Annotated in this window: 26 protein-coding genes and 1 tRNA gene; 13 read left to right on the top strand and 14 right to left on the bottom strand. The window is 53.2% G+C overall.

The window, feature by feature from the left end; all coding sequences use genetic code 11:
- Nucleotides 1-410 precede the first annotated feature (410 nt).
- The 5 genes from VMW85_05360 to VMW85_05340 form a co-directional block, all read right to left on the bottom strand.
- The gene (locus VMW85_05360; protein HUT27455.1) at nucleotides 411-686 is read right to left on the bottom strand and encodes a hypothetical protein; all 276 of its coding nucleotides are present in this window, start codon (nucleotides 684-686) and stop codon (nucleotides 411-413) included.
- Nucleotides 683-1,219 (bottom strand): AAA family ATPase, encoded by a 537-nt coding sequence (locus VMW85_05355; GenBank protein HUT27454.1) that lies wholly within the window; start codon nucleotides 1,217-1,219, stop codon nucleotides 683-685. Before VMW85_05355 ends, VMW85_05360 begins: the two co-directional genes overlap by 4 nt.
- 116 nt (nucleotides 1,220-1,335) lie before the next feature.
- Nucleotides 1,336-1,797, bottom strand: a complete 462-nt coding sequence (gene pyrI, locus VMW85_05350) for an aspartate carbamoyltransferase regulatory subunit (protein HUT27453.1) — start codon at nucleotides 1,795-1,797, stop codon at nucleotides 1,336-1,338.
- Complete coding sequence (pyrB, locus tag VMW85_05345; GenBank protein ID HUT27452.1) at nucleotides 1,794-2,723, bottom strand: aspartate carbamoyltransferase; 930 nt, start codon at nucleotides 2,721-2,723, stop codon at nucleotides 1,794-1,796. Before pyrB ends, pyrI begins: the two co-directional genes overlap by 4 nt.
- Nucleotides 2,724-2,890: 167 nt before the next feature.
- A complete protein-coding gene (locus tag VMW85_05340) occupies nucleotides 2,891-3,253 on the bottom strand; it encodes a helix-turn-helix domain-containing protein (protein ID HUT27451.1) in 363 nt (120 codons plus the stop codon).
- A gap of 90 nt (nucleotides 3,254-3,343) precedes the next feature.
- On the opposite strand from VMW85_05340, the gene VMW85_05335 reads away from it, so the two are divergent.
- Genes VMW85_05335 through VMW85_05310 form a run of 6 tightly spaced genes read left to right on the top strand, consistent with a single transcriptional unit; the run spans nucleotide 3,344 to nucleotide 6,770 of the window.
- Nucleotides 3,344-3,574: a sulfurtransferase TusA family protein gene (locus VMW85_05335; GenBank protein HUT27450.1), complete on the top strand. Its 231-nt coding sequence runs from the start codon at nucleotides 3,344-3,346 to the stop codon at nucleotides 3,572-3,574.
- A gap of 40 nt (nucleotides 3,575-3,614) precedes the next feature.
- A complete protein-coding gene (locus VMW85_05330) occupies nucleotides 3,615-4,025 on the top strand; it encodes a DsrE/DsrF/DrsH-like family protein (protein ID HUT27449.1) in 411 nt (136 codons plus the stop codon).
- A gap of 10 nt (nucleotides 4,026-4,035) precedes the next feature.
- The gene (tusB, locus tag VMW85_05325) at nucleotides 4,036-4,335 is read left to right on the top strand and encodes a sulfurtransferase complex subunit TusB (protein ID HUT27448.1); all 300 of its coding nucleotides are present in this window, start codon (nucleotides 4,036-4,038) and stop codon (nucleotides 4,333-4,335) included.
- A gap of 9 nt (nucleotides 4,336-4,344) precedes the next feature.
- On the top strand, nucleotides 4,345-4,701 hold the full coding sequence (locus tag VMW85_05320) for a DsrE family protein (GenBank protein ID HUT27447.1): 357 nt from the start codon (nucleotides 4,345-4,347) through the stop codon (nucleotides 4,699-4,701).
- 4 nt (nucleotides 4,702-4,705) lie between these two features.
- Nucleotides 4,706-5,065 carry a DsrE family protein gene (locus VMW85_05315; protein HUT27446.1) on the top strand — a complete coding sequence of 120 codons (360 nt, stop codon included), beginning with the start codon at nucleotides 4,706-4,708 and terminating at the stop codon, nucleotides 5,063-5,065.
- 46 nt (nucleotides 5,066-5,111) lie between these two features.
- On the top strand, nucleotides 5,112-6,770 hold the full coding sequence (locus VMW85_05310; GenBank protein ID HUT27445.1) for a DUF5591 domain-containing protein: 1,659 nt from the start codon (nucleotides 5,112-5,114) through the stop codon (nucleotides 6,768-6,770).
- Nucleotides 6,771-7,220: 450 nt separating this feature from the next.
- Here VMW85_05310 and VMW85_05305 read toward each other — a convergent pair whose 3' ends face one another.
- The gene (locus VMW85_05305; GenBank protein ID HUT27444.1) at nucleotides 7,221-8,429 is read right to left on the bottom strand and encodes a site-specific integrase; all 1,209 of its coding nucleotides are present in this window, start codon (nucleotides 8,427-8,429) and stop codon (nucleotides 7,221-7,223) included.
- 385 nt (nucleotides 8,430-8,814) lie between these two features.
- On the opposite strand from VMW85_05305, the gene VMW85_05300 reads away from it, so the two are divergent.
- Together VMW85_05300 and VMW85_05295 are read left to right on the top strand one after the other, a co-directional pair.
- Nucleotides 8,815-9,090, top strand: a complete 276-nt coding sequence (locus tag VMW85_05300) for a hypothetical protein (GenBank protein HUT27443.1) — start codon at nucleotides 8,815-8,817, stop codon at nucleotides 9,088-9,090.
- A 238-nt stretch (nucleotides 9,091-9,328) separates the two neighbouring features.
- Entirely contained in the window at nucleotides 9,329-9,847 is a 519-nt protein-coding gene (locus tag VMW85_05295) for an HNH endonuclease signature motif containing protein (protein ID HUT27442.1), read from the top strand.
- Nucleotides 9,848-9,876: 29 nt separating this feature from the next.
- Here the strand turns inward: VMW85_05295 and VMW85_05290 are convergent, their stop codons facing one another.
- Together VMW85_05290 and VMW85_05285 are read right to left on the bottom strand one after the other, a co-directional pair.
- Nucleotides 9,877-10,668: a hypothetical protein gene (locus VMW85_05290; GenBank protein HUT27441.1), complete on the bottom strand. Its 792-nt coding sequence runs from the start codon at nucleotides 10,666-10,668 to the stop codon at nucleotides 9,877-9,879.
- 101 nt (nucleotides 10,669-10,769) lie between these two features.
- Nucleotides 10,770-10,841: transfer RNA gene (locus tag VMW85_05285), tRNA-Gly, on the bottom strand.
- Between the two features lie 579 nt (nucleotides 10,842-11,420).
- Here VMW85_05285 and VMW85_05280 point away from each other — a divergent pair.
- Nucleotides 11,421-15,746, top strand: coding sequence for a tetratricopeptide repeat protein (locus VMW85_05280; protein HUT27440.1), 4,326 nt, complete (start codon nucleotides 11,421-11,423; stop codon nucleotides 15,744-15,746).
- Here VMW85_05280 and truD read toward each other — a convergent pair whose 3' ends face one another.
- From truD to VMW85_05255, 5 genes are read right to left on the bottom strand one after another with little or no spacing between them, the layout of a single operon-like run.
- Nucleotides 15,747-17,048: a tRNA pseudouridine(13) synthase TruD gene (truD, locus tag VMW85_05275; GenBank protein ID HUT27439.1), complete on the bottom strand. Its 1,302-nt coding sequence runs from the start codon at nucleotides 17,046-17,048 to the stop codon at nucleotides 15,747-15,749.
- Between the two features lie 5 nt (nucleotides 17,049-17,053).
- Nucleotides 17,054-17,329: a DNA-directed RNA polymerase subunit L gene (locus VMW85_05270; protein ID HUT27438.1), complete on the bottom strand. Its 276-nt coding sequence runs from the start codon at nucleotides 17,327-17,329 to the stop codon at nucleotides 17,054-17,056.
- A 41-nt stretch (nucleotides 17,330-17,370) separates the two neighbouring features.
- On the bottom strand, nucleotides 17,371-19,128 hold the full coding sequence (locus tag VMW85_05265) for an ATP-dependent DNA ligase (protein ID HUT27437.1): 1,758 nt from the start codon (nucleotides 19,126-19,128) through the stop codon (nucleotides 17,371-17,373).
- A 39-nt stretch (nucleotides 19,129-19,167) separates the two neighbouring features.
- The gene (locus VMW85_05260; GenBank protein HUT27436.1) at nucleotides 19,168-20,730 is read right to left on the bottom strand and encodes a helicase-related protein; all 1,563 of its coding nucleotides are present in this window, start codon (nucleotides 20,728-20,730) and stop codon (nucleotides 19,168-19,170) included.
- A gap of 51 nt (nucleotides 20,731-20,781) precedes the next feature.
- Nucleotides 20,782-21,105 (bottom strand): iron-sulfur cluster assembly accessory protein, encoded by a 324-nt coding sequence (locus tag VMW85_05255; protein HUT27435.1) that lies wholly within the window; start codon nucleotides 21,103-21,105, stop codon nucleotides 20,782-20,784.
- A gap of 216 nt (nucleotides 21,106-21,321) precedes the next feature.
- Here VMW85_05255 and VMW85_05250 point away from each other — a divergent pair, with 216 nt between their 5' ends.
- The gene (locus VMW85_05250; protein ID HUT27434.1) at nucleotides 21,322-21,759 is read left to right on the top strand and encodes a GNAT family N-acetyltransferase; all 438 of its coding nucleotides are present in this window, start codon (nucleotides 21,322-21,324) and stop codon (nucleotides 21,757-21,759) included.
- Nucleotides 21,760-21,809: 50 nt separating this feature from the next.
- Entirely contained in the window at nucleotides 21,810-22,271 is a 462-nt protein-coding gene (locus VMW85_05245; GenBank protein ID HUT27433.1) for a fibronectin type III domain-containing protein, read from the top strand.
- Between the two features lie 59 nt (nucleotides 22,272-22,330).
- Here the strand turns inward: VMW85_05245 and VMW85_05240 are convergent, their stop codons facing one another.
- Nucleotides 22,331-23,299 (bottom strand): DHH family phosphoesterase, encoded by a 969-nt coding sequence (locus tag VMW85_05240; GenBank protein HUT27432.1) that lies wholly within the window; start codon nucleotides 23,297-23,299, stop codon nucleotides 22,331-22,333.
- A gap of 249 nt (nucleotides 23,300-23,548) precedes the next feature.
- Here VMW85_05240 and VMW85_05235 point away from each other — a divergent pair, with 249 nt between their 5' ends.
- Nucleotides 23,549-24,283, top strand: coding sequence for a hypothetical protein (locus VMW85_05235; GenBank protein HUT27431.1), 735 nt, complete (start codon nucleotides 23,549-23,551; stop codon nucleotides 24,281-24,283).
- A 52-nt stretch (nucleotides 24,284-24,335) separates the two neighbouring features.
- Nucleotides 24,336-25,304 (top strand): HD domain-containing protein, encoded by a 969-nt coding sequence (locus tag VMW85_05230; protein ID HUT27430.1) that lies wholly within the window; start codon nucleotides 24,336-24,338, stop codon nucleotides 25,302-25,304.
- Nucleotides 25,305-25,323 lie beyond the last annotated feature (19 nt).

Below are 25,323 nucleotides of genomic sequence, written 5' to 3'. Positions count from 1 at the left end.
ATTACAAAAGAAAATGTCAACAACTGGTGAGTTGACATATATTATCGCAATATCGTTGCGAAGATCCCCGTTAAAATCAGCGACCACTTGGTCCAACGGTTCACCGCTAATGACGAAAGTTTGAGAGAACTCATCAAAAAGCGATGTTCCATCATCGATTCCTGGGTTCTCGTAATCGAGGGTTGCTGCACTACCATACGCTGGTGTAGCGGTGCCGGGAAGCGTCGTACTGATAAGGAACAAAAATAACAGCACGGCTACCGCTAATCGTCTCATGCCCACCCCGTATCGTTTGATATTCATTTCTCCAGATAAATAATTTGCTAGGTCTGGATGGACCCATTTCAGTCTGGGAAGGCGTTTCCCCCGGATTGCTGCTTATTTTGATAACGATACGGTCCGAGCGTCGGTCAATCGGTTTCCTCGATCAAAAAGGAGAAAACCCGCTGCGCCAGCTCCTTGGCCTTAGGCTTGTCGTTAAGAGGGTGGATGAGCATTCTACCGCTGGGGTAGATGGTCACGTCCAGTCCTTCCATCTTGATGGCAAGGTAAAGTTCCTGAGATTCCACAGCATGTCCTGCCTGCTCTATGGTCTCCACTGAGGCCTTAAGGTCGAACCTTATCCTCTCCATAGGTATCGCAGACATGGAATCGGTACGGCAGATCCTCTCCACCTTGAACTTCATCCCTTGATCTCCTTGAGCAACTTGGCCGCCTCCTTTTTGAAAGAATCGATATCGCCTTCGTTCACCAGTACGATATCCGCCAAGGCGATGGTCTCTCCCAATCCCCAACCCAATTCCCGCTGGTCCCTCTCCTCGAACTCCTTGAGGTCCTTGGGCGCGTCGGACCTTCCTCTATTGACCAGGCGTGGGTAGCGAGTGGAAGGGGCGCTATGGATGGCGATGATCCTGACAAGCTCTCCGAACGCATCTCTGAATATCTTGACCTCGGACATCCCGCGGCAGCCGTCGATGATCGTATCACCGTCGCCCACCAAGGGAACAATCCTCTTGGCCCATATGTCGTATCCATGGAGCTCGCGTTCCCTGTGAGCGAACTTCCCCACACCTTGGTCTTGAGGTGAGATGCCGTGCTGTAACGCCTCGGCCCTGACCACATCGCCCATCCTTCTGATCTCGAACCCCAGCCCTTTGGCGACGGACACAAGTTCCTCTTTGCCCGCACCGGGCATGCCAGTCAGTATGAATACGCCCATGAACTTCACCCCATCAAACGTTGAACGGTTATATCAAAGGTGGACTTCTTCAAGATAGGTCGCTCGAATCAACATTAAGAAAAAATCGGGGAAGATGTCCGGCGGGCTCGGCCCGTTCAGAGCAAGTTCTCGGCTATATCGTCCACATTCCGGTCGCAATAGACACAGCGAAGCACTGGCTGGTTCTTCCCCTCTACGACGAACTCAGGTTCAATAGGTTCGTTCTGATTGGTTATGCAGTTGGGGTTGCTGCAGCGAGCCTTGCCGACGACTCGTTCGGGCATCACTACGTTGTGCTTCTCGGCGACGTTGAAATCCCGGATGATGTTGATGGTGGCCTTAGGTGCTATCAAGGCGATCTTGTCCACCTCTCTCGGATCAAGTTCGCGATCCTCCACCTTGACCACGTCCTTCCATCCCTCCTTCTTCGAAGGCACATGCATGAGCACGCTGACCGGGGACTGCACCTTGCCTTCGGTCATGCCGATGATGCGCAGCACTTTCAACGCCATGCCGCATTCGATATGATCGATGACCGTGCCGTTTCGTATCGGCGTCACCTTGAACTCCTTCATCATAGTTCACCTCCGAGGACCAGGTTGAGGAGCGCCATCCTCACCGGCACTCCATTGAAAGCCTGTTCGAAGTACTTGGCATGGGGCGTTTCATCCACCTCATGATCGATCTCGTCCACCCTGGGCAGGGGGTGCATGACGATGAGGTCGCTCTTGGCCTCCCGCAGCAGCTTGCGGTCCACCCGGTACATTCCGGCCACTTTCTGATATTCGGCCAGGTCCGGGAACCTTTCCTTCTGTATCCGGGTGACATAGAGGACATCGGCATCGGCGATGGTCTCCTCCAGGTGGTTGGTCAGCTTGGGCTTGCAGCCCATCTTCTCCACCTGCTTGACCGTCTCCTTGGGCATTTGCAGGGTGGCCGGAGCTACGAAGGTAAGCTCCACGCCGAAGGAGCTCAACGCTTCGGCCAGGGAGTGAGCGGTCCGTCCGTACTTCAGGTCACCCACCATGACCACCTTGAGCTTTTTAAAGTCCTTTTTTATCCGTTTTATTGTGAAAAGGTCAAGCAATGTCTGAGTAGGGTGCTGCCCGGCGCCGTCCCCCGCGTTGATGACCGGTCTGGAAGAGAAACGGGCCGCCAACCTTGCCGCTCCCTCACGGGGATGTCTGATGACGATGATGTCCGAATAGACCTCCACCATGCGGATGGTATCCGCCAGGGATTCGCCCTTGGATATGGAGCTCATGGAGGGAACGCCCAGGTCGGTTATCCTTCCTCCCAGGCGCATCATGGCGCTCTCGAAAGACATTCGAGTGCGGGTGGATGGCTCGAAGAAAAGGGTGGCCAATATCTTCCCGTCCAGGGCTTTGGACCTCATCTCTCCCCTGGCGTAGGGGATCATCTTCTCGGACCGTTCCAAGACCTCTTCGATCTGTTCATGGGTAAGATCGCGGATCGACACGATGTCCATTCCTGTGAAGCTCATGCTCTCAATGTTGAATCTTCGAGACCGTATTTGACTCTTGGGATAATCACCCATCTCATAATTTCAGATGATAATATTAATATTATTGATATAATATATAATTATTTATATTATAAACCTTGGACCAATAAATACAGATCGATATGAAGGCGACCCTTTGATCCGGCCTATGCTGAATCATTACCGCTGAGCTGGTCCAAAGCGAGCTTCATCTTTCCATACCAATTATCCACGCATCCTTCCAACTTCAGACGCAGATCGTTCTTTCCGATGGCCCGGTATACGTGGAAATAACCGCCACGAGGGATGCTCCGGGTCTCCCTGAACACCATTCCGCAGGACAGCATCTTCTGCAATGCTCGATAGACAGTGGAGCGGTCCTTTCCAATTACATCGGCCAGTTCGTTGGCGTTCACCGGTCCTATCTCAAATAGCTTCTCGTACACTTCCACCTCGAACCCGTTGAGGTTGAAGACGCACTGTACCAGATCCTGACAGCTGTTGATATCTTTGATCGATTCTGGTAACAAGAGACCACGCTCCTTTAGTTAGAAAAGCTTATAAACCTACAGTTATATATAATTGTTGCACAACCGTGCAAAACCGTTGGAGTGGGTTCAATGGAAAAGAACGATACACTTGATGCCAAGGGCTTGATGTGCCCTATGCCGATCGTGAAATTGGCCAAGAAAATGAAGGAGATGCCGGTCGGTGCCGTGCTGGAGCTCATCGCTGATGACGTTGGCTCCAAAGAGGACGTTCCCGCATGGTGCAAGAGGACCGGGAACGAGATCGTAGATCAGAGGGATGAGGGGAACGTGTTCTACTTCTACATTAAAAAGATACAATAAAGAGACGTGAATCAAATCATATCGACAGTAGGTGATGGTAATGGTAGAGACAAAGAAGTTCGCGATGGTGGTGTCCGAAGGCACCTTCGACAAGGCCATGATGTCCATGATGATGGGCAATACTGCGGCCAGCATGGGGTTGGATACCCACATATTCTTCACCTTCTTCGGCCTGAGACTATTGAAGAAGGGGTCCAATCCAAAAATGCCAGGAATGTTCCGCTTTTTCACCGGAATGATGATCAAAAAGATGAAGGGCATGGGGATAGAGGCCTTCCAAGAACAGTTAACGATGGCCAAGGACCTGGGCATTCACCTGTACGCCTGCAACACTTCCATGGAGCTGATGGGCATTAAAAAGGAAGATCTGATCGACGGCGTTACCATATTGGGTGCCGCAGCCTTCCTGGACATCGGAGCGGACTCGGACATGCAGCTGTTCCTCGGCTGAAGGTGATGACATGAGGTCCAAATTGTTCATATTGCTAAAATCTCCCCACGAGTTCACCAGCTACGACCTGGTGAGATCGATGGGCGAGGGCGCCCCCAGCGCCGCCTTGCTTTTCGAGGACGCGGTGCTGTTCGCCGCAAATGCCAAGAAAGGCAAGGAGCTGGGATCGGTCGTCAAGGATGTCTATGTCATAAAGGACGACTGGGAAGCAAGGGGTCTACCTCTGGCAATGCCTGAGTTCAAGATCATCGACTATTCCGAAGCGGTCGACCTCATCATGGAGAGGTTCGAACAGACCATAACGGTGTGAGGTGAGGAAATGAAGACACTGACGATCCAAGTAAGGACCGGCACCATGATGAACATGGACGCGAACGTCATGGTCAAATTGGCACGGGCCGCTTTGGACAAAGGGTACGGGGTGCGCATCTTCGGCTATGGAGAGGCCGTGACGCTTATCAAGAACGGTCAGGACCCCAAGCGCTTTCCCAACGTGGGCAACGAGACCAAGGAGCTGCTGGAGAAAGGGCTTGAGGTGGTGGTCTGCGAGACCTGTTGCAAGGCTCGTGGCATCGCTCGTGGAGAAGAGATCGAGGGCACCAAGATCGGAAGCCTCACCAACGACCTGTCCAGGTTTGTTGCGGAGAGCGATCGCATGGTGACCATAGCGAGGTGATGAGATGGCAGAGAGCATATTGATATTGGTCACCAAACCTCCGTATGGGTTCGAGGAGGCCTTCGCCGGTCTGCGGGCAGGATTGGGAATGCTGGTCTCGGGGCTGGTCCCGGTATCCGACGTACTGCTGGTGGGGGAAGGCACGCTTAACGCCGTCAAGGCTCAGAGACCGGAGGCAGTGAAGATGCCATCCAACGCTGAAGCCATAACCGACCTTCTGGACTTCGAGGCCAAGATATACGTGGTTGGCGAGGACCTTCTGAAAGTGGTCGGCGACGTACCTTTGATCGAGGGCGTGGAGGTCATCGATTGGGAAAAGGCCCGTCAGGTGATCGCCGAGCACGATTTGGTGACGACCTTCTGAAACCCCTTTCACCATCCTTTTTAATAGATAGAGTAATCACCGTTTTATGTTGGAACTGCTGGCCCGGTCCGGAACTGCTCGCCGTTGCCTATGGTCTTTAGAGGACAGCTCGGTAGAGACACCTGGTGTCTTCATGGTGGGTGGAGAACAAGGGCTGAGCGTCCGCATGGGCGAGGAAGGTCCAGAACTGAAAATGGGCGACCGCGAGGTCCTAAAGATATGGAGCGATGGGATGGTTCCATCGCTGAGGGCCAGGAACCTCCTTCAAGAAAGCTGTTTGTCACCGGAGCCGGAATCGACCGAGATCGCCGTCTTGAAGAACGCCTTTGAACTGCGTCGGGACGCCCGAACGTTCGTGAACGCCTTAGTGTCCTTTAGGAGCGAAGTGGGACGTTCCAAGCTGATATACGCTCCCGGCATGGCCGATACCACCAACCTGGCCATACTGATCTATCTTGGCGTGGACCTCGTGGACAGCGCATTGATCGATCACCGGGCGGCATTGGGGCAGTTATCCCTGCCGGAAGGAGCGATATCGGCGGACAAGGCCTCCTGGCTTATGGACGGGAAGACCGACCTGAAGCAGTTCAACCGACAACAGATGATGAACGAGATCGGTCTGATCAAGCATATGATATCCATGGGCAGGATGAGGGAACTGGCAGAGCTACGTTCCCAGGCCACCCCTTGGAACGTGGCCGCACTGCGTATTTGCGATGACGATCATTACGCCTATCAAGAGACGGACTTCGGGGTGGTCGGTCCACGTTTCTACTGCAACGCCAAGCAATCCCTGGTCCGACCGGACGTCAAACGTTTCAGGGAGATGGTCAAAACACGTTTCCATCGTCCCGACCACCGTAAGATATTGCTGCTCATCCCCTGCTCGGCCAAGAAGCCCTACTACACGTCGAAGAGCCATAGGCTCTTCCGTCAGGTGCTGTGGGAGGTCCCCAACGGAGCAGTGGTCCAAGAGATGATCATCACCTCACCACTAGGGGCGGTCCCCCGAGAACTGGAACTGTTCTATCCGGCAGCGCAGTACGACATACCCGTCACCGGTCACTGGGACCGGGAGGAGCAGGCCATGGTACAGGACATGACACTGTCCGTGGCCAAGCAGGGCTACGATCACGTCATCATCCATCTGGGAGACGAGGGTCCCATCATCCAGGAGGTGCTGGATGGGACCATCACCTCGGACGGCTCCCCCACATCCAACGCTTCCTTGGGTAAGCTCAAGGAGACATTGGTGGCGCTCTGCGGAACTTACGATCGCATCGATCCGTCGATGGACCGCTGGGCGGCCATGTCCTCCGTATCCGGTTTCCAGTTCGGGCCCGGGGGCGAAGCACTGCTGGAGGACGCTCACATCCTGGGCAACTATCCCTTCATGAAGATCATGCATCGAAAGGAGCAGAGGGGCATGCTTAACCCGGAGCGGGGAATGATCTCCCTGACCATCGAAGGCGCGGAATCGATATTGCCGGTAATGCCCAAGGTGGTCATGGGAGACTTTGAACTGAAGGGAAGTCTTTTCGCCGTCGGTGTCGCGGACGCCGATGAATCCATCAGGGCTGGCGAAGAAGTGGCTATCATGCGCAACGAGAAGGTCGTCGGCGTAGGCGTAGCTACCATGGGCGGCCGGGAGATGATGGATATGCGCCGGGGTGAAGCGGTCAAGGTGCGGCACAAGCGAAAGTGAGTAAACATTTTCACTGATATTGAAGGTGGGCCAGTCTTTTATTGCCCCCATTCTATTTTCACTCACCTCTCCCCTTCTTGCCTTTAATATCAGCAAGAACTACCATAAAATACGGGCTTCGTGCCCCTGACTATGACGACCATCCCAAGGCGGAGGGGGACAACAGGCCCCGTCTCCCCCGCCTTACATTTTTTTCAGATAGTTCTTGCACAGCTCCAATGAACTTCCGATCTTACGGACGATCCTCAGATCAGTTATGCAGCTGGCCGTGGATCATGTATGTCTTATCATAGATCATTCATTTCTGAAAGCTCACCGTTTCGCCTGCATGGGCGGGATAACATAAATCGCTCATGTTCGTCACCACAGGAAATTTTTTATGAATAGAAAAATGGTCGGTGAAGGGATATGGCATAAAAGGGAAAATGGTGCAGGTGTCGGTCTTCACTCTCAAACATATCCAGTCACCTCATATTTAGATTCAATCAGAGGGGTTTTTACAATCGGCAAGGAGCTAGAATCATGTTGATCGTTCCATAATCTCTTAGCTTCCTTTATTGCCAAATCCTGTTTTCTCCGGCAATAGTTGTTCTCTGTGGTCTTTGTATTACTATGACCCAAGAAACCAGACACAGATTCAATGCTCATCCCTTCATCGAGTGCCAATTGTCCAAATGTCCTACGGCACATCCTCAGATCGAACTTGATTCCGGTGTCCTGTTCCACTAAGGTCTTCAATTTTTGCAGACTGTTGCCAACATAATACCCATCCCTCTTGTCTCCCAATGCTGGAAAGAGAGCCAAGTTATCCGGTCTTTTTTCGGCAACTAATCGCTTTCTCAATCTCAAGTATCTTATGAGTAATCTACGAGCCTCAGGCCTTATCGGAATATCTCTGGCCTGGCCATATGTGTCTTCTCCCTTGACCCTCCTAGCATGGAATATCCATTCATTAGCGTCAAGATCATAGACATCGCTGAGGCGGAGCTCCTTATTTCTCAGACCTGCACAGATGGAAAGAATGACAATGGCATAGGCCTGCAATAGCCTCCAATTGTCATTATCGACCGTCTCAGAGGCCTTTAATAAGACCTCAAAGTCGGTATCCTGCATCGGGGGATATCGTCCCTGTCTTCTTTGTGGAACCATTGTTTTATACTTAATTTTAAACTGTTCCACGGCTAGACTACCGACAAAGGCAAATAGATTTTTCAAAGCTGACAGATCATGGCATCTTTCACTTTCTTTGACCTTTTTCGATTTAAGGTATCCCATGAAAGTTAGAATATCCTCCGCTGTCATCTTCTCAGGATTGGTGGTAGTCATTTTTCCCTTCTCAACCAGCATTGTCATATCCCTGTGCATCCTTCGATATCTCCGATCATGCTCCTTTCTAGTAGCCTCCGTATAATTACTCCCCATCGTCTCAAGATACTTGCTCTTCCAGGTTAGAAAGGGGTATCTGCCCATACTTCTCCCCTTCCTTTTCTTTCCTGGCTTGCGTTTGACCACAGAGGATTTACTTTTGCCAGCTTTGCGCTTGGCATTCGAACCCTCAGAAGGAGAATTAGGCTCTGGAGTAATTATCTTTGGTGCAGCATTCCCATTGAATGATGATGAATTTCCGATTTTAACCGGGTCATTCTTAGGGAAAGACATTGACCTGCTGCTCTCCTGATCGTTCGATCTAACATTTTATCACAACAATTATCACAAACAGAACAGAGTTAGATCGTGGGCAGCGTGTCAGTATTATTACAGTTTTTAAGCACTTAAGTGCATGAAATAATTGGCCTAATTGTTAATAAATGTTTCTATAAATATGTAATATAATTGTATATTTTAAACACATATCTGGTATACCATAAATAGACCAACAAATCAGGTCATATGATTGTTTTTAATAATTGTATATTATATAATAACATATATGATTATTAATATTTTTGTACAATAATATATTATTGATATTTTGTATAATTATTTTTAAAAAAGATGGGCAACTTATAAGCTGAATGATGTAAATCATTTATGGATGGTTTAATTGAGAGATAATGATCTTTTATTAGAATCCGAATTTAAAAGAAAACCGAAATGTGAAGATGGAATTCGATTTATTGTTTATGGATTTATTTTGATTGCAATCGGCTATATAACATATTTATTTGCTTTTTCTACTGTAATAACTTATGTTGGATCTTATCATATTCCAGTTATGGGTCAACCCTATCTATTCTTAGTTATTCCAGCACATCTTACTCTTCTTGCTGGTGGAGTTTGTTTACTGATTGGTATTCTAAAATATGTCAAAGAAATGTAATTTTATCATTCAGTACTGTTTTATTGAAAACCGGCGCTCTGCGCCGTTGGCGGTCGTGCTGACGCACGCCCGAGAAGATAGGCCTCTGCACCAATCTTTTTAAAGACCCATCGAGAACTGTTCAAAATATCATTTCGATAACATCTAATTTTTCCTTCAAATGATTATTTTCAATATCAGTAAATTTCTAAATATCTTTATTTATTCATTATAAAAATACACTTTCCATGGTGATTTAGTGTTCGGTTGGTTAGATGAAGAAAAACCGAAACGGAGAAAGATCGATAAAAACACTAGAGATGCAGTCTGGTTCAAATACATCGGAAACAAAGCTGAAGGAAAGTGCTATTGTTGCCAAATCAGAACTATTCACATAACCGATTTTCAAATTGGACATAACAAGGCAGTATCAAAAGGCGGAAATGATCACATCGACAACCTAAGGCCTATTTGTGGCCCCTGCAACCGTGGTATGGGCACAATGTCTATTGAGAGATATAAGAAAAAACATTTTGGCATTAAAGAAAGTAAAGAAAACATTGATACAGCTACAAAGACAAAAACAGGTGATGAAAAACCACTTACAAAAAAGGAAAAATTAAAAACATTATCAAAACCCAAATTAAAAAAAATAATTTCCGAACTGGACATGAATTACTCTCCTTTATTCGATGGTGATGAAAAAGAAGATTTAATCAATTTCATAATGAAATCCAAAAATATTACAGTAAGTAAAATTAATAAAATTCTCGAATAAATGATGCCCGGATAGATGGGTTCTATTACTCATCCAAGTGGGGGCAAACTATCCTTTAAAAACAGTCTCAGACGATCAGCATTAGCATGACTGGAATAACTTGTTTCATGCTCAACCTTATGCACTTGGCCATAATGGCATAGGTTTGGGGGAGGGACACCAGGGTTTAAACCCCATTGTCCTTTGATGTGAAAACCTTTTAACTGATCCAGATCAACATCATCCCAACAAGTAGCCTTACTAATATATTTTGTCAAGTAGGACGCCATCTTCCTGAATTCATATTTTTTAACCTGGCGAATATCTACCTTGAAAGAATCCCCGGTAATAGTTTGCCATGTCCTAGAAATCAAATCCTGGTCGATGTAGGGGGAATCGATCACCAAATGGATATGATTAGGATATTCAACAGTAGCAACCCATCCCTTGATGGGTTTATGATACTGTTCTCTGAGCACTCTGAACAATTCTTTCCTCATGCTCCAGATATCCCTGTCTTTAGCCACGAACTCTATTTTTGTCTTATCATATCGAAGGGTAAGCGTTAAAAATTTAGGATCCTTAAATTGTGTTATTGCTCGATAATATTTCTTAAAAGTCTTTCGTTTCCATTTTTTAGAACAGATGGGACATTGTTGTGGAAACCTTTTTCCACAGCCCACAGTTAAATCTATCTTCGTTCCACATTCGTGGCACTCTAATTCAAAAGAATAAGAATTTTGACAACCATCAGAAAAATCATACTCTTTTCTAGGTTTTTCATCATCCAGCCCACTTTTTCCATTATACGGAACGAGCGAAGACGGGGAATCATCGCACAAGATGATCCCTCCGGTCAATTGAAAAAATAAAAAAGAAAAGGGTTTTTGTAATTACCCTTTTGATTGAATCCAGAAAATAATTCTCTGGATAGGAGATGGAGTGCAGGTGTCGGGATTCGAACCCGAGTGTTTAGCTTGGAAGGCTAAAATCCTAACCGCTAGATTACACCTGCGCGGTGCGCTCATAATGGAGATTTTGTATTTTAAGCCTTTCATAAAGTGAAGAACGCTGGCAAGAATAGCCAGAGAAAAAATAAAAATTAGAGGCTAGTGGAAAGGCTAAGGGGGGTCCTTCTTTCCACCAGAACTTGTTCCAGGAACGTATGAACCTAGTTGCTCATGACTCTCAGATCATTTATGAGGCCCCATATATCCAACGAATCCTCTCCCTGTTGGTCCATTTGAAAAGCCATCAGCTTGAGGTCTTGGATCGTATGGGTCTTCATCCATTCAACGGCATGATCATCGTTTTGCTGTTCCCAAAGCGAGCTCTCATTTCGCCTCATTTCGCATCCCATCCGTCCGACATTAGTCGGACAAATTAAGTTATAGTGTCCTATGATATATATAATTTATTATGGGCATATATGTTTAGATGCCAGTGTGGGTGTAGCTTACTATGGTGGCATCATTATTGTTTATTGATCATCGGTCAGACAATTATGAAATAAACGTATGACAATCATGGTCTAGGGGCGCCGACAAAGATATTAATTGTCAGGGCCCCATTGAAGTCGGTATAGGTGGGACATATGGGTTTATTCGACAGCTTGATGGACGGGGAGATGAGGACCGTCAAGAAGGCCTCGCGATCAATGGACGCCGCGGACCGGTATATTCAATCCAATGAGATCGACCGGGGAAAGGCCGAGCTAGTGAAGGCAAGGATTATCCTGGAGGGGATGGACCGCAAGACCAGCGCCCGTCCGGATATCTACAGGGATGCCGTGGCCCGTTTGTCGGATGCCTATATGCGCAGCGGTCTCCCAGTACCGGCCAGGGAGGTCATGGAACGACTGGTACGTTCTGCTCCCGATGACCGCAGCAGCGTTCTGTTGTATGCTGCTTTATACCGAAAACAAGGGGATAATGAGGGCGCCCTCAAGATACTGGACGATTTCGTGTCCCTTCAACCCAATGACCGAACGGCACACGTTGTCCGGGCAGAGGTGTTCGATGCCATGAACCGTCCCACCGAATCGTTCCAGGCATTGCTAAAGGCTCTGGAGGCCGACCCTCTGGACGAAAGTACTTACGACCTTATTTTGCAGAGGACCGATGAAATACCCCTTTGGAAGGGGAGGAAGGCATCGGCTATGCTTCACAAGGATAATCCCGAGGCCGCCCTGACGGAGCTGGAATCGGCTCTGGTTCTGGCTCCTAGGAACACCACCCTCATGATGATCAAGGTCGAGTCCCTGGAAAAATTGGGACGCAACGAGGAGGCCCAGGACCTATTGGAGGAAGTACTGGACAGGGAAAAGGACAATCCTCTGGCCAACATGAAGGTGGCCAGACAGGCGAGGGTCGACGGGAACATGTCAAACTCCCTGGACCACTACAAGCGGGCTCTGCGCACCGACCCTGAGAATTCGTTGGGATGGATGGAAGTGGCCTCTCTTCTGAACGAGATGGGAAGGTACGAGGAAAGCCTGCTGTCCTACGATCGGTTGAGAGAGGTCATACCGGGGAATGTACAGGCGCTATATGGTCGCTGCACTGTCCTAGCGACCATGAACGACCGTCCCGGATTTGACGCCGCCGCCGAGGAGCTCATGCACGGGATACCCAATGATCCGGCCGCCCCGCTCTTCGTGGCTGAGATGTTGATGAAGATGGGCGCCGAGCCCGATGCCCTGGAGGTACTGACCAAGGCGCAGGGGTCATTCCCCAAGGACCTGGAACTGATGGACCGTCGCCGCACCATTCTGGTAAAGCAGAAGCGCTTCCCGGAGGTCATGGTCTTGAGCGAGGAACAGTTGGCCGTAAAACCGGACCACGTGCAGGCGTTAAGGGACCTGGGCGAATCACAGCTGGCGCTCGGTAGGGTGAGCGAGGCCATAAAGACCTTGGAACGGGGGTTGAGGAACGTACCGGACGACCCGGCATTGCTGGGGACCCTGAAGGAATGCTACAAGCAAGCGGGTAAGGACAAGGACGTGTCCGAGGTGTGCGACCGGTTGCTGCGCATCACACCGAACGACAAGGTCGCCCTTTTCGATAAGGCGGTAGCCCTGGACCGATTGGGCAAGAAAGAGGATGCCGTCGGCCTCTATGGACAGGTGCTTTCCCTGGACCACAACGATGTGGACGCTTCCAAGGGCATATCCGTAGGGCTCTTCTCCCTAGGCCGCTTCGAAGAGGCTTTGGCCCGGGCGGTGTCTGGCAGTATCCACAACCCGGAACAATTGGTGTTCTGGCGCATCCAAGGGGACTCCCTTTTCACCTTGAAGCGGTTCGAGGAGGCGGTGAAGGCCTATGACAAGGCCATAGCGCTATCCCCTCAGGATAAGAAACTGATCTACCAGAAGGGATTATGTCTGGAAAGCCTGCACCGCTTCGAGGAAGCGGTGGTCTGCTACGATCAGGCCATCACCCTGGATGTGACCGATAAGAACGTCTGGATCAGCAAGGGCATAGCCCTTGAATGGCTGGAACGGTTCGAGGAGGCATTGGGGTGTTACGATCAAGCAGCGATACTGGACAAGGAAGGGCGCTTCGTACACGCACGCCGGGGGCAGGTCCTGGCTAAGCTGGGTCGCAACGAAGAGGCGGTCATATCGTTCGACAAGGCTCTGGAAATGGGGCCCAAGGACATCGAGGTGCTGGTGTCCAAGAAGAACAGCCTGAAACTACTGGGTCGCAATGAGGATATCATAAAGGTGTGCGACAAGATCGTAAAAGTGGATCCCAAGAACAAGATCGCCTGGGTGGATCGCGGTCTGGCATACTCCAGATTGAACCACTACCAGGATGCGGTGCGCTCCTACGACCGGGCGTTGGATGTGGAGCCAGGGGACATTCAGGTCTTGCAGTTGAAGCGATCCGCCGTGGTGGCCAAGGGAGAACCAGAAGATATCCTGAAGGTCTGTGACGATATATTGGGGATCGACCCCCGCAACAAGTCGGCCCTCATCGATAAGGCTGGGGCCATAGAGAAGTTGGGCAGGTTGGAGGAGGCGCTCTCCACCTTCTCCGCGGCGATATTCCTGGATGAGACGGACGCGTTCCTTTACAAGGGTAAGGGGCGGGTGCTCATGTCCATGGGCAAGTACGGCGAGGCATCCGAGGCCTTCGACACCTCGTTCAGATTGGACCAAAAGGACGTGGAATCTCTTGCCAGCAAAGGCCGCGCCCTGCTCATGATGCGCAACTACGAACTAGCGCTGGACGCGTTCGACCAATGTGTTACCTTAGACCCGAACACCGCGCACTACCAGAGCGATCGCGGGAGGGCGCTGGCCTCGCTCAACCGCATTGAGGACGCGATAGCGGCTTTCGATAAGGCACTGGCCTTCGACCGTTCTGACGCTCAGACCTGGAAGTACAAGGGTAACGCCCTCTATCGTTTGGGGGAGATGGAGAACGCCCTGCTCTGCTTCAACCGGGCCGTGGACCTCGGTACCGAGGAGTTCGGTGTCTACAAGCTCAGGGGCAGAGTGCTGGAGGAGATGGGACGGAACGACGATGCCATGGACTCCTACGAAAAGGCGTTAGTCTTGGACCCGTCGGAGGCCACTGTACTTGAGAGCATGGCCATGCTAGAGGACAAGCTCGGTAACACCGATAATGGCATACGTCTCTTGGAACAGGCCCTGGCCATAGATCCCCACAATCGCCGGGGATGGATGGAGCGGGCGGACATGGCCGAACGGCTAAAAAGGGACGAAGATGTGTTGAGCAGCTATGACAACGCCATCGGCCTGGACCCCAAGGACCCGGCCGCCTGGAACGGGAAAGGGTTCGTTCTGCTGCGGATAGGGCGACACGATCAAGCTAAACGTGCTTTCGAGAAGGCCCTGGAGCTCAGTCCGAACATGACGTCCGCCACGGAAGGGCTGCGCATGGCCGACGGAAAGCAGCGCGAGAACCAAGTGTCGGAGATGGCCGGTAAGGTCCTAGAGTTCCAGTATAGGAACGGGAGGCGCATGGGCAAGGAGGAGGTCTTCCGTGAGTGCAACGTGCCCTATCAGATGCTTGACGATGTGTTCGGTTTCATCGAACAGCGGGAATACGTCGACCCATCGCAGCTATCCGAGGAGGAGTTCAGCTCCCTGGAGATGCAATCTCGAACTGCGTTATTGACCTACTATCGCAGCTCCCGCAGCGGCCAAGGGGGAATGACCCTGGCCGACGTCTATTCGTCATTGCCTGATAGGAACATCGCCCGGGCCAAGAGGGTACTCGGTTATATCGAGGGCGTCAACGACATCGACTTCACCTATGTCATGCCGGACGAGGAGACCGAGCAGTTGCTGCGCACCGCGCTGAACATGCCCGAGGAACGCCGCAATCTGTTCTCCCTCATGGAGGGGTTGAACATCGGGGTGTACAAGGCACGGAACATCATCGCCATCACCAATTCCTTGAAGGCCGGGGAGAGGCCAGTACCAGCATCACGGTCTAAAGGGCAGAGGGCTCCGCAAGCTCATAGGAGCACCGATGATCTTTTCGTGGAACGCCCGAAGAGAAAGAGGCCCGAGAAGGTCGACGCGGTGTTCCTGCCCGACGAACGCCCCCGCCCGCCGGACCAGCAGGACCGGGAAGGGGTACGGCTGTTCGGTTCAGAGGAGAGAGAGCTTTACGATACGTTCTATCCTCCAAAGTCGGGGAAGAAGAAGGCAGAGAAGAAGGATGAGGTCGAGGGTAGGCGTTGCCTGTTCCACGGAGCCTTGGCCGTTTCCGTCTGCCCCAACTGCTCCAGCATGCTGTGCAAGGAATGCGAGGACTCTGGAAAGTGTCCGCGCTGCAATTTCACCTTAGGTGATAACGCGCCAAGAAGGAATGCACCAGAGGAAACGGGTGTGGGATCCCCAGAACCATCGGAACCGGAAGAGAGGGACTGGAGCCGACTGTGATCAGTAGTCGCCCATTTCCGACTTCATGAACTCTCGTAAAAGGACGGTGGCATAGCAGCCTTTGCCCAGGATGAACGAGGCAAGATATTCGTCATGTGCGATATCCAGCTTAAGGTCCCGGTACTCGCATATCAGTTCCCGCCGGGAGCCCCTGGAGGAGCAGTGGGGTATGGCAGGTACCAAAAAGTCTTTGGGGGACAACCCCTCCTTTTCGATGACCTGCCGTTCTATTCTACCCATCTCTCCATCGGCCAGCACCGATTCGGAGCCGAAGAGCGTACCGGAGACGAAAGCTCGTCTATCCCGCACCTGCCGCTCCACCAGGTCCAGGTTGATAGCGGTGACGGGCACCTGCTTGTCGTGGTCGGGATTGCCGTCCTTATCCGCCGGCAGGACCACGTCGCCGACGATCGGTGAGTTGAGCGGGATCCCAAGCTTGAGCCGCTGGGACATTATGATGTTGAACAAGTATGATTGGTAGGCGTGAACGAACATCATCTGCAGATTCGACGGCAGGACGCAGATGGCTCCGGCGAAGTCCTCAGGGTTCCTGTCCAGGAAGCCGATGATCATCCGTTCGAACGTGAGCTTCCTAGGGAAATCGCGCAGTGCGGCCGCATAGTCCCTGTCCCGGTGCAGTGCCTCCCTGGCCGTTCGGGACTGCTCATCCTCCTCATCGCTCGGGTTGCCGATATACAGCAGCACAGCCTGCTCAAGGTCCCCATTGACAATGGCTTTGCCGACCAGATGCGTCACCGGTCGGATCGTGCCGAAGCGCTGCACACCGAAGAAGTTGGGGAACCCGCCCAATTCCCGCAAGGTCGTTTCAGTGCCCTCCAGTGAGGTACGCAGTTCCTCGCCGCTGATCTGACAATCACGTACTCGGATGGAGAATCGGTTGCCCACCAGGTCACCGATGCTCATTCCCCTTTTGGCCATGTAGGCGTCTTCGATGATCACCTGGGAGAGATGAAGGGCCATGACCTGCTCCACCGGCGCCTCGAAGGACATCAGTTGAGAGGTGACCGCCCGCTTGTCCTTGGTACCGGCGAAGCCGATGAGGTTGCGGGAGACGCCCAATGCTTTCGACAGATGCCTGACCAATCGGTTGGTCTCCCAATTGGTGGCGGTGACCTTGGCCACGCAATGGCGCCCGTCAGGCTTGGCCGGAGGGTACTTCGACACCTCGTCCACAACGAAATCTTCGGCCACGGTCTTCAGCTTTCCGCCGCTACCGGCAGTGTCAGTAAAAAAGACCTCCAGCCCAATGTCCCGTTCCCGGTCCCCGCTAGGTTGGACCATAAAAATTACTTCAATTCCTTTTGCAGCGCTTCCCGGGCTTCCTTGAACTCGTTGGACAGGGCCTTCGCTGATTTCTTAAGCGCGGATTGGGGCTTACCGGTCTTTACCCTTATGAACAGGGTGGGTTCCTCCAACGTGCTGTGGCCGATGGTGTACTTCACCTCGGCGACATCCTTGTCCTCCAACAATTCCTGTACCAGAGGGGTGATCAAGGTCATGTCCGCACCGATGAGGCGGACCTTGATGGAGTCCTTTTCCTTCTCTGCGAGCTCGATCTCCATAGAATTCACCAATATGGGATGGGGCTATAAACCTTTTGACATCACTCCACTTGCTTGAGCTGCGCCTGGTACATGACCAACATCTCCTGGCTGGTGGTGGCCTCCCGGCCTTCCTTGTCATCACGGAAGCGCCCCGTGAAACGGGGGAACCGGATGGCCAGCCCCGCGTCCTTGCGTATCGCCCCGAAGGCGCAGGTGTGTATCGGCGACAGGGTGATCTCCGCCCCCCTGACCTCCAGGACCAGCCGGGGCTGGAACCAGAAATCGGCGGTCATCTTCGAATCGACCAGATGATGCCTCTCGGCCATCCGGTCCTCGGCCAGCATCTCAAGCAAGGAGGCAAGGTTGGCATCGTCGAAACCACTGCCGAGCTTGCAAACCGTCTGAAAGCGATCGGCCTGAACGTCGTACGTGGCCATCAGCAAGGCGCCGTAGACGCCCTTGCGTTTTCCCCTGCCGGCGAAAGCACCGACCACGGCGAGGTCCGCCGTGTCGTTCATCTCGGAACGGTACTCCTTCTTGTACTTGATCCACAGGAAACCGCGGTTCCCAGCGCGGTACACTGAATTATCGGCCACCGATTTGGCCATCAATCCTTCGCACCCGTCCTTGATGGCTTCCAGGAAGAACTTCTGTGCCTCCTCGGCCGAGGAGAGCACCCGCATTTCCGACAGGACCACGGAGTCGTCCTCGGTAACGCACGATTCCAGGACCTTACGCCTCTCCGGGAAGGGCCTCGATAACAGGTCCTCGCCATCCTTCAGGATGCAATCGAACAGGCACAACCTCACCGGGTAGTCCTCGACCGCCTCCTCCACTCCGTACTTCCGGCCACGGCGATGGGACACCTCCTGGAAGGGCAGGAACTCTCCGGTGTTCACGTCCACGGGGACGCATTCCCCCTCCACGATGGCGCTCTCGGCGGCGAAGGCCCGTTTCAGCCCGGCCACCACGTCCGGGAACTGCGATGTCAGATCGTCCAGCTTACGGGAATACAGCCGCACGTCTCCTTTGGAGATGTGCGCTTGGACCCGGACCCCGTCGTACTTGTACTCAAAGGCGCAGGTACCGCCCAGCTTCTCCAGGATGTCCTCGGGCGAGGACATGCGCTCGGCAAGCATGGCCCTCAACGGCCGATTCACCTCCACTTTGATCCGTGTGATCCCTTCCAGGCCGTGTAAGGCCATCTCCTCCGCCACCAGCCCCAGGTCGGATGAGACGTTGAAAGCACGTTCCACCGCATCCCGGTCCTCCTTGGTGGCGAAAGCGACGGCCAGTGCGTCCAGGACGGTCATGGAGGAAACGCCCAGGCGCATGCGGCCGGTGATGACCCGCGAAAGGAACTTGGCCTCGGAGGGAGAGGCATCGCTCAGCAGCTTGGACATGAGCTTGATCTTGAGGTCCTGGGAACCGCCTCCCTCCGCTTTGGCTATGGACTCCAGCGTCTCATAGGTCCTACGCAAGGTCAATGGTTCGGAGAAGAGGGTGGTCTGCCTCTTCCTGGTGATGATCTCCTGGGCCACCAGGCCAGGGTCGCCCTCCCGTAACATCAGGTCCTGTACCTCTGATTCCCTGGCCCCCGTGGCGAAAGTTATGGCCTTCAGCAGCATCTTGTCCGCCATGCCTAGCTTCAAAGGGTGGAAGTCTGGGTAGAGCTGACCCTGCGTGAGGTAGGTGGCCATCCCGATCTCCGCCGGATCGAAGTGGCGGAACGATTCGGCCAGGATATCGGTCATCTCCAATCTGGACGAGGTGGCCTCCAATCTTTCGTAGGTGTCGGCCAGTTCCCGGAAGAGCATAGGAATCCCAACGACTCGCGATTATTAAATTCTGACCGTTCAGAAGTCTCCCAAGGTACGCTGCCTCTCCTCTTTGGGCCGCTCCTGGGACAGCTCGGATTTCATGGTCTCCAGCCGACGGCGCATGGCCTTCTCCTTGTTCATGCTTGAATAATAGTACGCCTCGTCCCTGGTGCCCTTGGTGATGAAGATGATCACCTTTCCCGCCCGGGAACGACCGGTGCGCCCCCGTCTTTGGATGCTGCGTATCTCCGAGGGGACCGGCTCGTAGAAGACCACCAGATCGGTACTGGCGATGTCCAGCCCTTCCTCCCCAACGGAGGTGGCCACCAGCACATTGAACTCCCCCTGCCGGAAACGCTCCAGCACGCCTACCTGTTCCTTCTGGCGCTGTCCCTTCTCTCCCTTCCGATCGGACTGCCCGACCAGCTTTGCCACCTTGGCCCCCTCCACCCGGGACAGTTTATTGGTCATCAGTTCGCAGGTGTCACGGTAATGGGTGAACACCAATATCTTGGAGGAGGGGCTATCGGACAACTGCCTGGCGATGACCCCCATGACCCTGGAGAGCTTGGGGTGCTCCGCCCTCACCGCCTCTGTCATCTCGATGATGTCCTGGAACTGTGCCGAGGCCACGATCTCCCGTGAGGCCTTGGACCCTACTTCCGAGGACGCCTCGTCCTGTATTCTTTTCAGGTACGCTCTCAAAGATGACATGCCCTGCGTCTCCACCAGGTCCATGGCGTGCTCCACCTTCACGGCCTTGGCCTGTACGCTGATGGCCTTGTACAAGGAGCGGGTCTTTTCCCCGCCGCGCAGCCGCGCCTGCCATAATGAGGCCATCTCCAGAAGGTAACGCTTGTTGAGCACCCGGTCCTTATCGACGACGTTCAAGGCCACCAGCTCCTTGAGGTAGGCCTCATACAACGATTGGATGATGGCGGCGATCCTGCGCATCTCCGGGGGCAGCTCCACCTCCACCCAATCCATGCGTATGGACTGCACGTACTTGGCCACGTCCTTGTCCCTTTCCGTACGGACCTCTATCTCCTTTATGTTCAGGTTCTGGCAGACCTCCTTGATCTTCTCCTTGTCGCTGCCAGGGGAGGCGGTCATGCCCAGCACCAGCCCGTCGTGCTCCATGTACTCCTTGGCCACTGCCACATAGGCATAGTTGCCCACGGCCCGATGCGCCTCGTCAAAGATTATCAACCGGACGTCCTTGAGGTCCATACGACCATGCTTGAGATCGTTGGCCACCACCTGGGGGGTGGAGGCTATGATGTCGTTCTCCAGGAAGATGAGCTCCCGTTCCATCGGGTCCACCTCACCGGTCATCATCCCGATGCGCTTCCCCTCGATCATAGCCTCCAGCGTCCGCCGGTGCTGTTCCACCAATGGGCGGGTCGGGGCCAGGAAGAGCACCTTTCCTCCTTTCCTGTGAAGCACCTCGGCGATGACCATGGCGGCCACAACGGTCTTGCCCAGGCCGGTGGGCAGGACCAATAAAGTTGACGATCCCGAAGCGCGGCTAGCCAGCTCCTCCTGGTATTCCCGGAGCTGCACGCTCTGCTTCTTGATCAGGGGGTGCTCAAAATACACGATGGGTGAATGGTTTAGCGATAATAAAAGAAAAGGGATTGGGGAAGGGTCTTAGTGGCAACCGCCACCGCAGGACCCGCAGCTTCCGCTAGCGTTGGGGTTATTGACCACCAGGCCCGAGCCGTAGGGGGTCTCAACGAAATCAACGGTGCAGGCGTCCAGAGCTTCCTTGGTCTCATCGTCGTAGAATACGGAGAAACCGTCCAGCTTCTCTATTATATCGCCTTCCTTTGCATCCTTCTGAAAGGACATGCCGAACTGAGCGCCGGAGCAACCCATTCCAGCCAGATATATCCTTATGCCATATCCTGGCTTATCGTTCTTGGCGATCAGATCCACGATGTACTTGCTAGCTTCATCGGTTACAGTGACCATCTATACCTGACTCCTAGGGGTTTCAAAATAACAGCAGATATTTAAACAATTGTATCGAAGTCGCGAACACGGACAAATTAAAGAAAGATCGCTTGGAGCGTCCAGATGAAGAGATCATCCGCTTCCACGTTCCCACTTGATGAGGTTTCTCAAAGACCAAGGGGGACCATCATGTCTCGGCCTACATTTTTCTAGGCGTGAGGCTTTCCTCCTCCGATGCGCTGCCGCCAACTCCAAAGGTCCGACCTACCCGTTCTCGTCTCCATGAGCCGAGAGAACATGGCCGCCATCATATTGGCCTCCTGGGGAGAGGAATGGAAGGACGAGAAGCTTCTGGAACTTCTTCTGGATCAGCAGGTGACCACCATGGTCCTGGAGGATGAAGGGGAGATCGTTGGCTACTACTGCGTTGAGGAGATGGACGAGTACCTCTTCATATCCTCCTTTCAAGTGGGCAAAGATCGGCAGCGTCAAGGGGTCGGACGGCACATGCTTGGACTGATCGAGGCCGCTGGGAAGGAAGGGGGCAAGGTCGGGGTGGAACTTTGCGTCCAGGCCACCAACGAGAAGGCCAAGGAGTTCTATTTCTATCACGGATACGATCTGATGTACCCCAATGGCAATAACATGGTCATGCGTAAGAAGCTCGTCTGAGGCCAATATTTTATATCGTCAAGGCAGTATTTTCGAGCGGTGACTTCCGTATGTCCATACGATCCATGTTCTCGTTCAGTTTGGTAATGATCCTGGCCCTTTCACTGGCCGCTCCCTATCTATCGGCGACGCCTACCTCTCCCGGAGACCTGCAGGTCGAGATAGGAAGGGATTACGTGGACCTGTGGTGGCAGCCTTCTGGTAACGCTACCAACTACATCGTTTACCAAGGAACGGGTGTGAACGACATGACCCCCATCGCCAACGTCACCGCGCCCATAACCGCCTATCACGACGGGAACCTAGAGGACGGGACCACTCGGATCTATTACGTGACCGCTGTTAACGAGGACGGAGAGAGCGGCCCGGGCAACTCCATAATTGCCACGGTCCCGGCCAAGGAGAGCAATGAAATAATGCTGCCCATCCTAGCTATGGTCCTATCGGTCATCGCCATACAGATATGCGTGGTCATGCTGCTTTATCATTTCAGGACCAAGATGAGCCTCTGACGAACTCGATGGCTCCGATCAACGACATGCGTTCGAACAGGGTCAAGCAGATGAACCGTTCACATCACCCTTTCCAGCAGATGGTCCAGGAAAAGCGGGTTGCTAAGGGTGGGAATGCGCGCGCCGGCGCTCTTGGGATGTCCACCGCCATCCACGCCGTTCTCGATGGTGAACTGCTCGACGAACCGTCCCAGGTCGATGCTGCTCGACCCTATCCCCCGAACCGACACTGAAGAATAAATGCCCCGGGGATTGATCATGACCGCATATTCACAACCGCGACGCTGAGCCACTTCGACCAATGCTCTGGTTCCGAAGCCGTACAAGGTGCGGTTGCGGTTCATCTCGTCCATGATGCCCAACGGCCCCCGAAGTTTGAGAGCGCGGTCCACCTTGGCCAACGCCCGAGGCCAGCGTTTTTCGTTGACCACCTGGATGTAGCGACGTTTGACACTATCGACCTGGGATGGCCACAGGCCCCGCGAGAGACGCTTGGCCGCATAGTAACGGAAACGATCGTCATCGATGACCAGTCGCCAGGAGAAGTCCAGGACCATGGACTCATGGGTCACTCGATCCCTTCCGTATCGGTGCATCTGTCTGTCCAGCAGCGGTGTGGACATATACTCCACCAGGTCGGCCACCGCCACCAACTTCCGCAGGCGCTCGTCAGGATGCAGGTGATGGAACAGGACGTTGGCCGCACTGACCCCCTCCTTCACCAGAGTGCGGCATTCTATCGACAGCGAGGATGGATGATGGTCCACCATGGTCAAGGTCTGGTCCGAGCGAATGGAACGAGCGGCCTCCACCAGGTCCGGGACCGGAGCCAGGTCTACGAGATAGATATCCTCCGACCTGCCGTCCAAGGATAATGCTCTGGCACCAGCAGAGGGGGATGTGACGAAGGTGACCTTCGCGTCCGGATGAACATTGAGAAAGATGGCCGTGGAAACGATGCCATCGACGTTGCCTCTGGTGATTATATGCTTGTCCCGGTGGTCACGTGAGAAGGAATGTGATTCCATTCGGTGGCATTAATTGGGTTCTAGCCTAAATAAATCTATTGATAATTATCTAAATTTGAGAATGGATCGAAGGCACAATACATATTTTCAAGGAGCGATGCCGGAACGTGCGTTACGAAGGTGTGGTGACCACCGTTACAATTCGCCATAGCATCACGGATATGATGAACGAGACGACGGACGACCGCGCCTGCGTAGCCTGCGTCTATTCCCACTGGTTAAATGGCGGCCGAACGACTCAGATGGTAGGTGAAGAAGGTGACGGACATATCCTACTGGGGTGCCACCGGCATGAATGATCAGGACCGCCAGCTGCAGCAATGCTTCTCAGACGTTGGAGCGGAGCACGGCTTCTCCCGGGTCATGGCCAATTGGGAACGATTCAAGGAGTTCAAGGCTACCTGGAAACGGTGCTCCGGTAGCGCTGAACTGCACATCACCGATTACATGATGGATTCGGGACCGGAGCTCATTAACGATCTGGCCAAGGGTATTTTCGGTCGAATGGGCCGTGGCGGAGCCAAGGACATCTATTCCGAACGGCTGAGGCGGCATTTCCTGAGCCCGGAGTTCATACAGAGAAATCAACCCCTCTATCTGAAAAGGAGTAGGAACCTGTCTTACCAACATCAGGGACATGTGCACGACCTGCAGGCGCTGCAGAACGACCTTCTGGACATGGGCCTGATATCGAAGGTACCTGAAGCCTATCTTACCTGGACCAAGGGTGATAACCGTCAAAGGGTGGGCTACTGCAGCGTTATCATGCGGGTGGTGGCGGTAAGTCGCGTTCTTGACCGTCAGGAAACCCCCTCCTATGTTCCCAGCTACGTGCTCTACCACGAACTGCTACATCTGGAGGATGGTCTGCGTTTCGGTTCCTATCACGATCGGGAGTTTCGGGAGAGGGAGAGGGTCCATCCATATCATCAGGAGGCGGAGAGATGGCTCAGGAAGATCGTGGCCGATCCCCAGTTTCGATGATCCAAGGCCAATTCTTTTTATGGACGCAACGCTAAGCAGGGAGGGGAAAGAGATGCGCAAGACAATTACCATTAGTGAGCTGAAGGCCGGAGGGACCGTGGACGATCTTTTTGCGGTCCGATTCAAGAAACCGGTGGCGGCATACAAGAACGGTTTTACATTCCAGATGTGGGTCTCCGATTCCGGTGGAGACCTGGCTTTGAAGTATTGGGGGGATAAGGACGAGCAGAAGGTCAAGGGGGTCTGGGAGACCATTTCCAAGGGATCGGTCATCCACGTCAAGGGGAGGGTCAGTGAGTTCAAGGACTCGCTGGAGATCCATGTGAACCCCTCCTCCGGCGATACAGTGAACGCGCTCAAGGAAGGGGAGTACGAACTCTCGGATTTCGTGGCCGTGACCACCCAAGACGTGGAGGTCATGCGTTCCCAGCTTTTCTCGCTGATACGAAAAGTGGAGAACCCCTGGCTCAAGGAGCTGCTGGCCAATTTCTTCACCGACGAGGATTTTGTCAGACGGTTCTGCTCCTGCCCCGCAGCCATCACCCATCATGCCAATTGGATAGGGGGGCTGTTGGAACATACTCTCAGGGTGGCGAACCTCTGCGAGTTCTATGCAGGTCAGCACCCGGACCTGGACCGGGACCTGCTGGTTACCGGGGCGATATTGCATGACCTGGGAAAGATGCGCGAGTACGTGGTGACCAGCATCATCGGGGCTACGGACGAGGGACGGTTGATCGGTCACCTTGTAGTAGGTTCGGGAATGGTAGGGGACGCCTGCCGGATGATAGAGGGCTTCCCGCCGGAACTGGCCTTGAAAGTGCAGCACCTGGTGCTGTCCAGTCACGGTACTACCGATTATGGGTCGCCGAAAACGCCGCAGTTCCCAGAGGCGCAGGCGCTGGCCCTGGCCGACCTGACCGACAGCCGGATAGAGGAGATGATCACGGTCAAGAAGACGGCCAACACCGAGGACGATTGGGTACAGGACAGGAACTTGGGGAGTGTCTATCTGAAATGAATGAAGGGGCTGGCATTCC

Source organism: Methanomassiliicoccales archaeon, assembly GCA_035527755.1.
GTDB lineage: Archaea > Thermoplasmatota > Thermoplasmata > Methanomassiliicoccales > UBA472 > UBA472.
The sequence above is the reverse complement of the archived record's forward strand: the minus strand, read 5'-3'. Positions and strand labels throughout refer to the sequence as shown.

What these genes read in the sequence shown, in the direction of transcription:
- VMW85_05240 (HUT27432.1), bottom strand. Translation starts at nt 23,299, where the DNA reads ATGGAATCACATTCCTTCTCACGTGACCACCGGGACAAGCATATAATC.
- VMW85_05355 (HUT27454.1), bottom strand. Translation starts at nt 1,219, where the DNA reads ATGGGCGTATTCATACTGACTGGCATGCCCGGTGCGGGCAAAGAGGAA.
- VMW85_05305 (HUT27444.1), bottom strand. Translation starts at nt 8,429, where the DNA reads ATGTCTTTCCCTAAGAATGACCCGGTTAAAATCGGAAATTCATCATCA.
- truD (HUT27439.1), bottom strand. Translation starts at nt 17,048, where the DNA reads ATGGTCCAACCTAGCGGGGACCGGGAACGGGACATTGGGCTGGAGGTC.
- VMW85_05315 (HUT27446.1), top strand. Translation starts at nt 4,706, where the DNA reads ATGGCAGAGAGCATATTGATATTGGTCACCAAACCTCCGTATGGGTTC.
- tusB (HUT27448.1), top strand. Translation starts at nt 4,036, where the DNA reads ATGAGGTCCAAATTGTTCATATTGCTAAAATCTCCCCACGAGTTCACC.
- pyrI (HUT27453.1), bottom strand. Translation starts at nt 1,797, where the DNA reads ATGATGAAGGAGTTCAAGGTGACGCCGATACGAAACGGCACGGTCATC.
- pyrB (HUT27452.1), bottom strand. Translation starts at nt 2,723, where the DNA reads ATGAGCTTCACAGGAATGGACATCGTGTCGATCCGCGATCTTACCCAT.
- VMW85_05270 (HUT27438.1), bottom strand. Translation starts at nt 17,329, where the DNA reads ATGGAGATCGAGCTCGCAGAGAAGGAAAAGGACTCCATCAAGGTCCGC.
- VMW85_05330 (HUT27449.1), top strand. Translation starts at nt 3,615, where the DNA reads ATGGTAGAGACAAAGAAGTTCGCGATGGTGGTGTCCGAAGGCACCTTC.
- VMW85_05360 (HUT27455.1), bottom strand. Translation starts at nt 686, where the DNA reads ATGAAGTTCAAGGTGGAGAGGATCTGCCGTACCGATTCCATGTCTGCG.
- VMW85_05310 (HUT27445.1), top strand. Translation starts at nt 5,112, where the DNA reads ATGTTGGAACTGCTGGCCCGGTCCGGAACTGCTCGCCGTTGCCTATGG.
- VMW85_05245 (HUT27433.1), top strand. Translation starts at nt 21,810, where the DNA reads ATGTCCATACGATCCATGTTCTCGTTCAGTTTGGTAATGATCCTGGCC.
- VMW85_05335 (HUT27450.1), top strand. Translation starts at nt 3,344, where the DNA reads ATGGAAAAGAACGATACACTTGATGCCAAGGGCTTGATGTGCCCTATG.
- VMW85_05280 (HUT27440.1), top strand. Translation starts at nt 11,421, where the DNA reads ATGGGTTTATTCGACAGCTTGATGGACGGGGAGATGAGGACCGTCAAG.
- VMW85_05265 (HUT27437.1), bottom strand. Translation starts at nt 19,128, where the DNA reads ATGCTCTTCCGGGAACTGGCCGACACCTACGAAAGATTGGAGGCCACC.
- VMW85_05255 (HUT27435.1), bottom strand. Translation starts at nt 21,105, where the DNA reads ATGGTCACTGTAACCGATGAAGCTAGCAAGTACATCGTGGATCTGATC.
- VMW85_05250 (HUT27434.1), top strand. Translation starts at nt 21,322, where the DNA reads ATGCGCTGCCGCCAACTCCAAAGGTCCGACCTACCCGTTCTCGTCTCC.
- VMW85_05230 (HUT27430.1), top strand. Translation starts at nt 24,336, where the DNA reads ATGCGCAAGACAATTACCATTAGTGAGCTGAAGGCCGGAGGGACCGTG.
- VMW85_05320 (HUT27447.1), top strand. Translation starts at nt 4,345, where the DNA reads ATGAAGACACTGACGATCCAAGTAAGGACCGGCACCATGATGAACATG.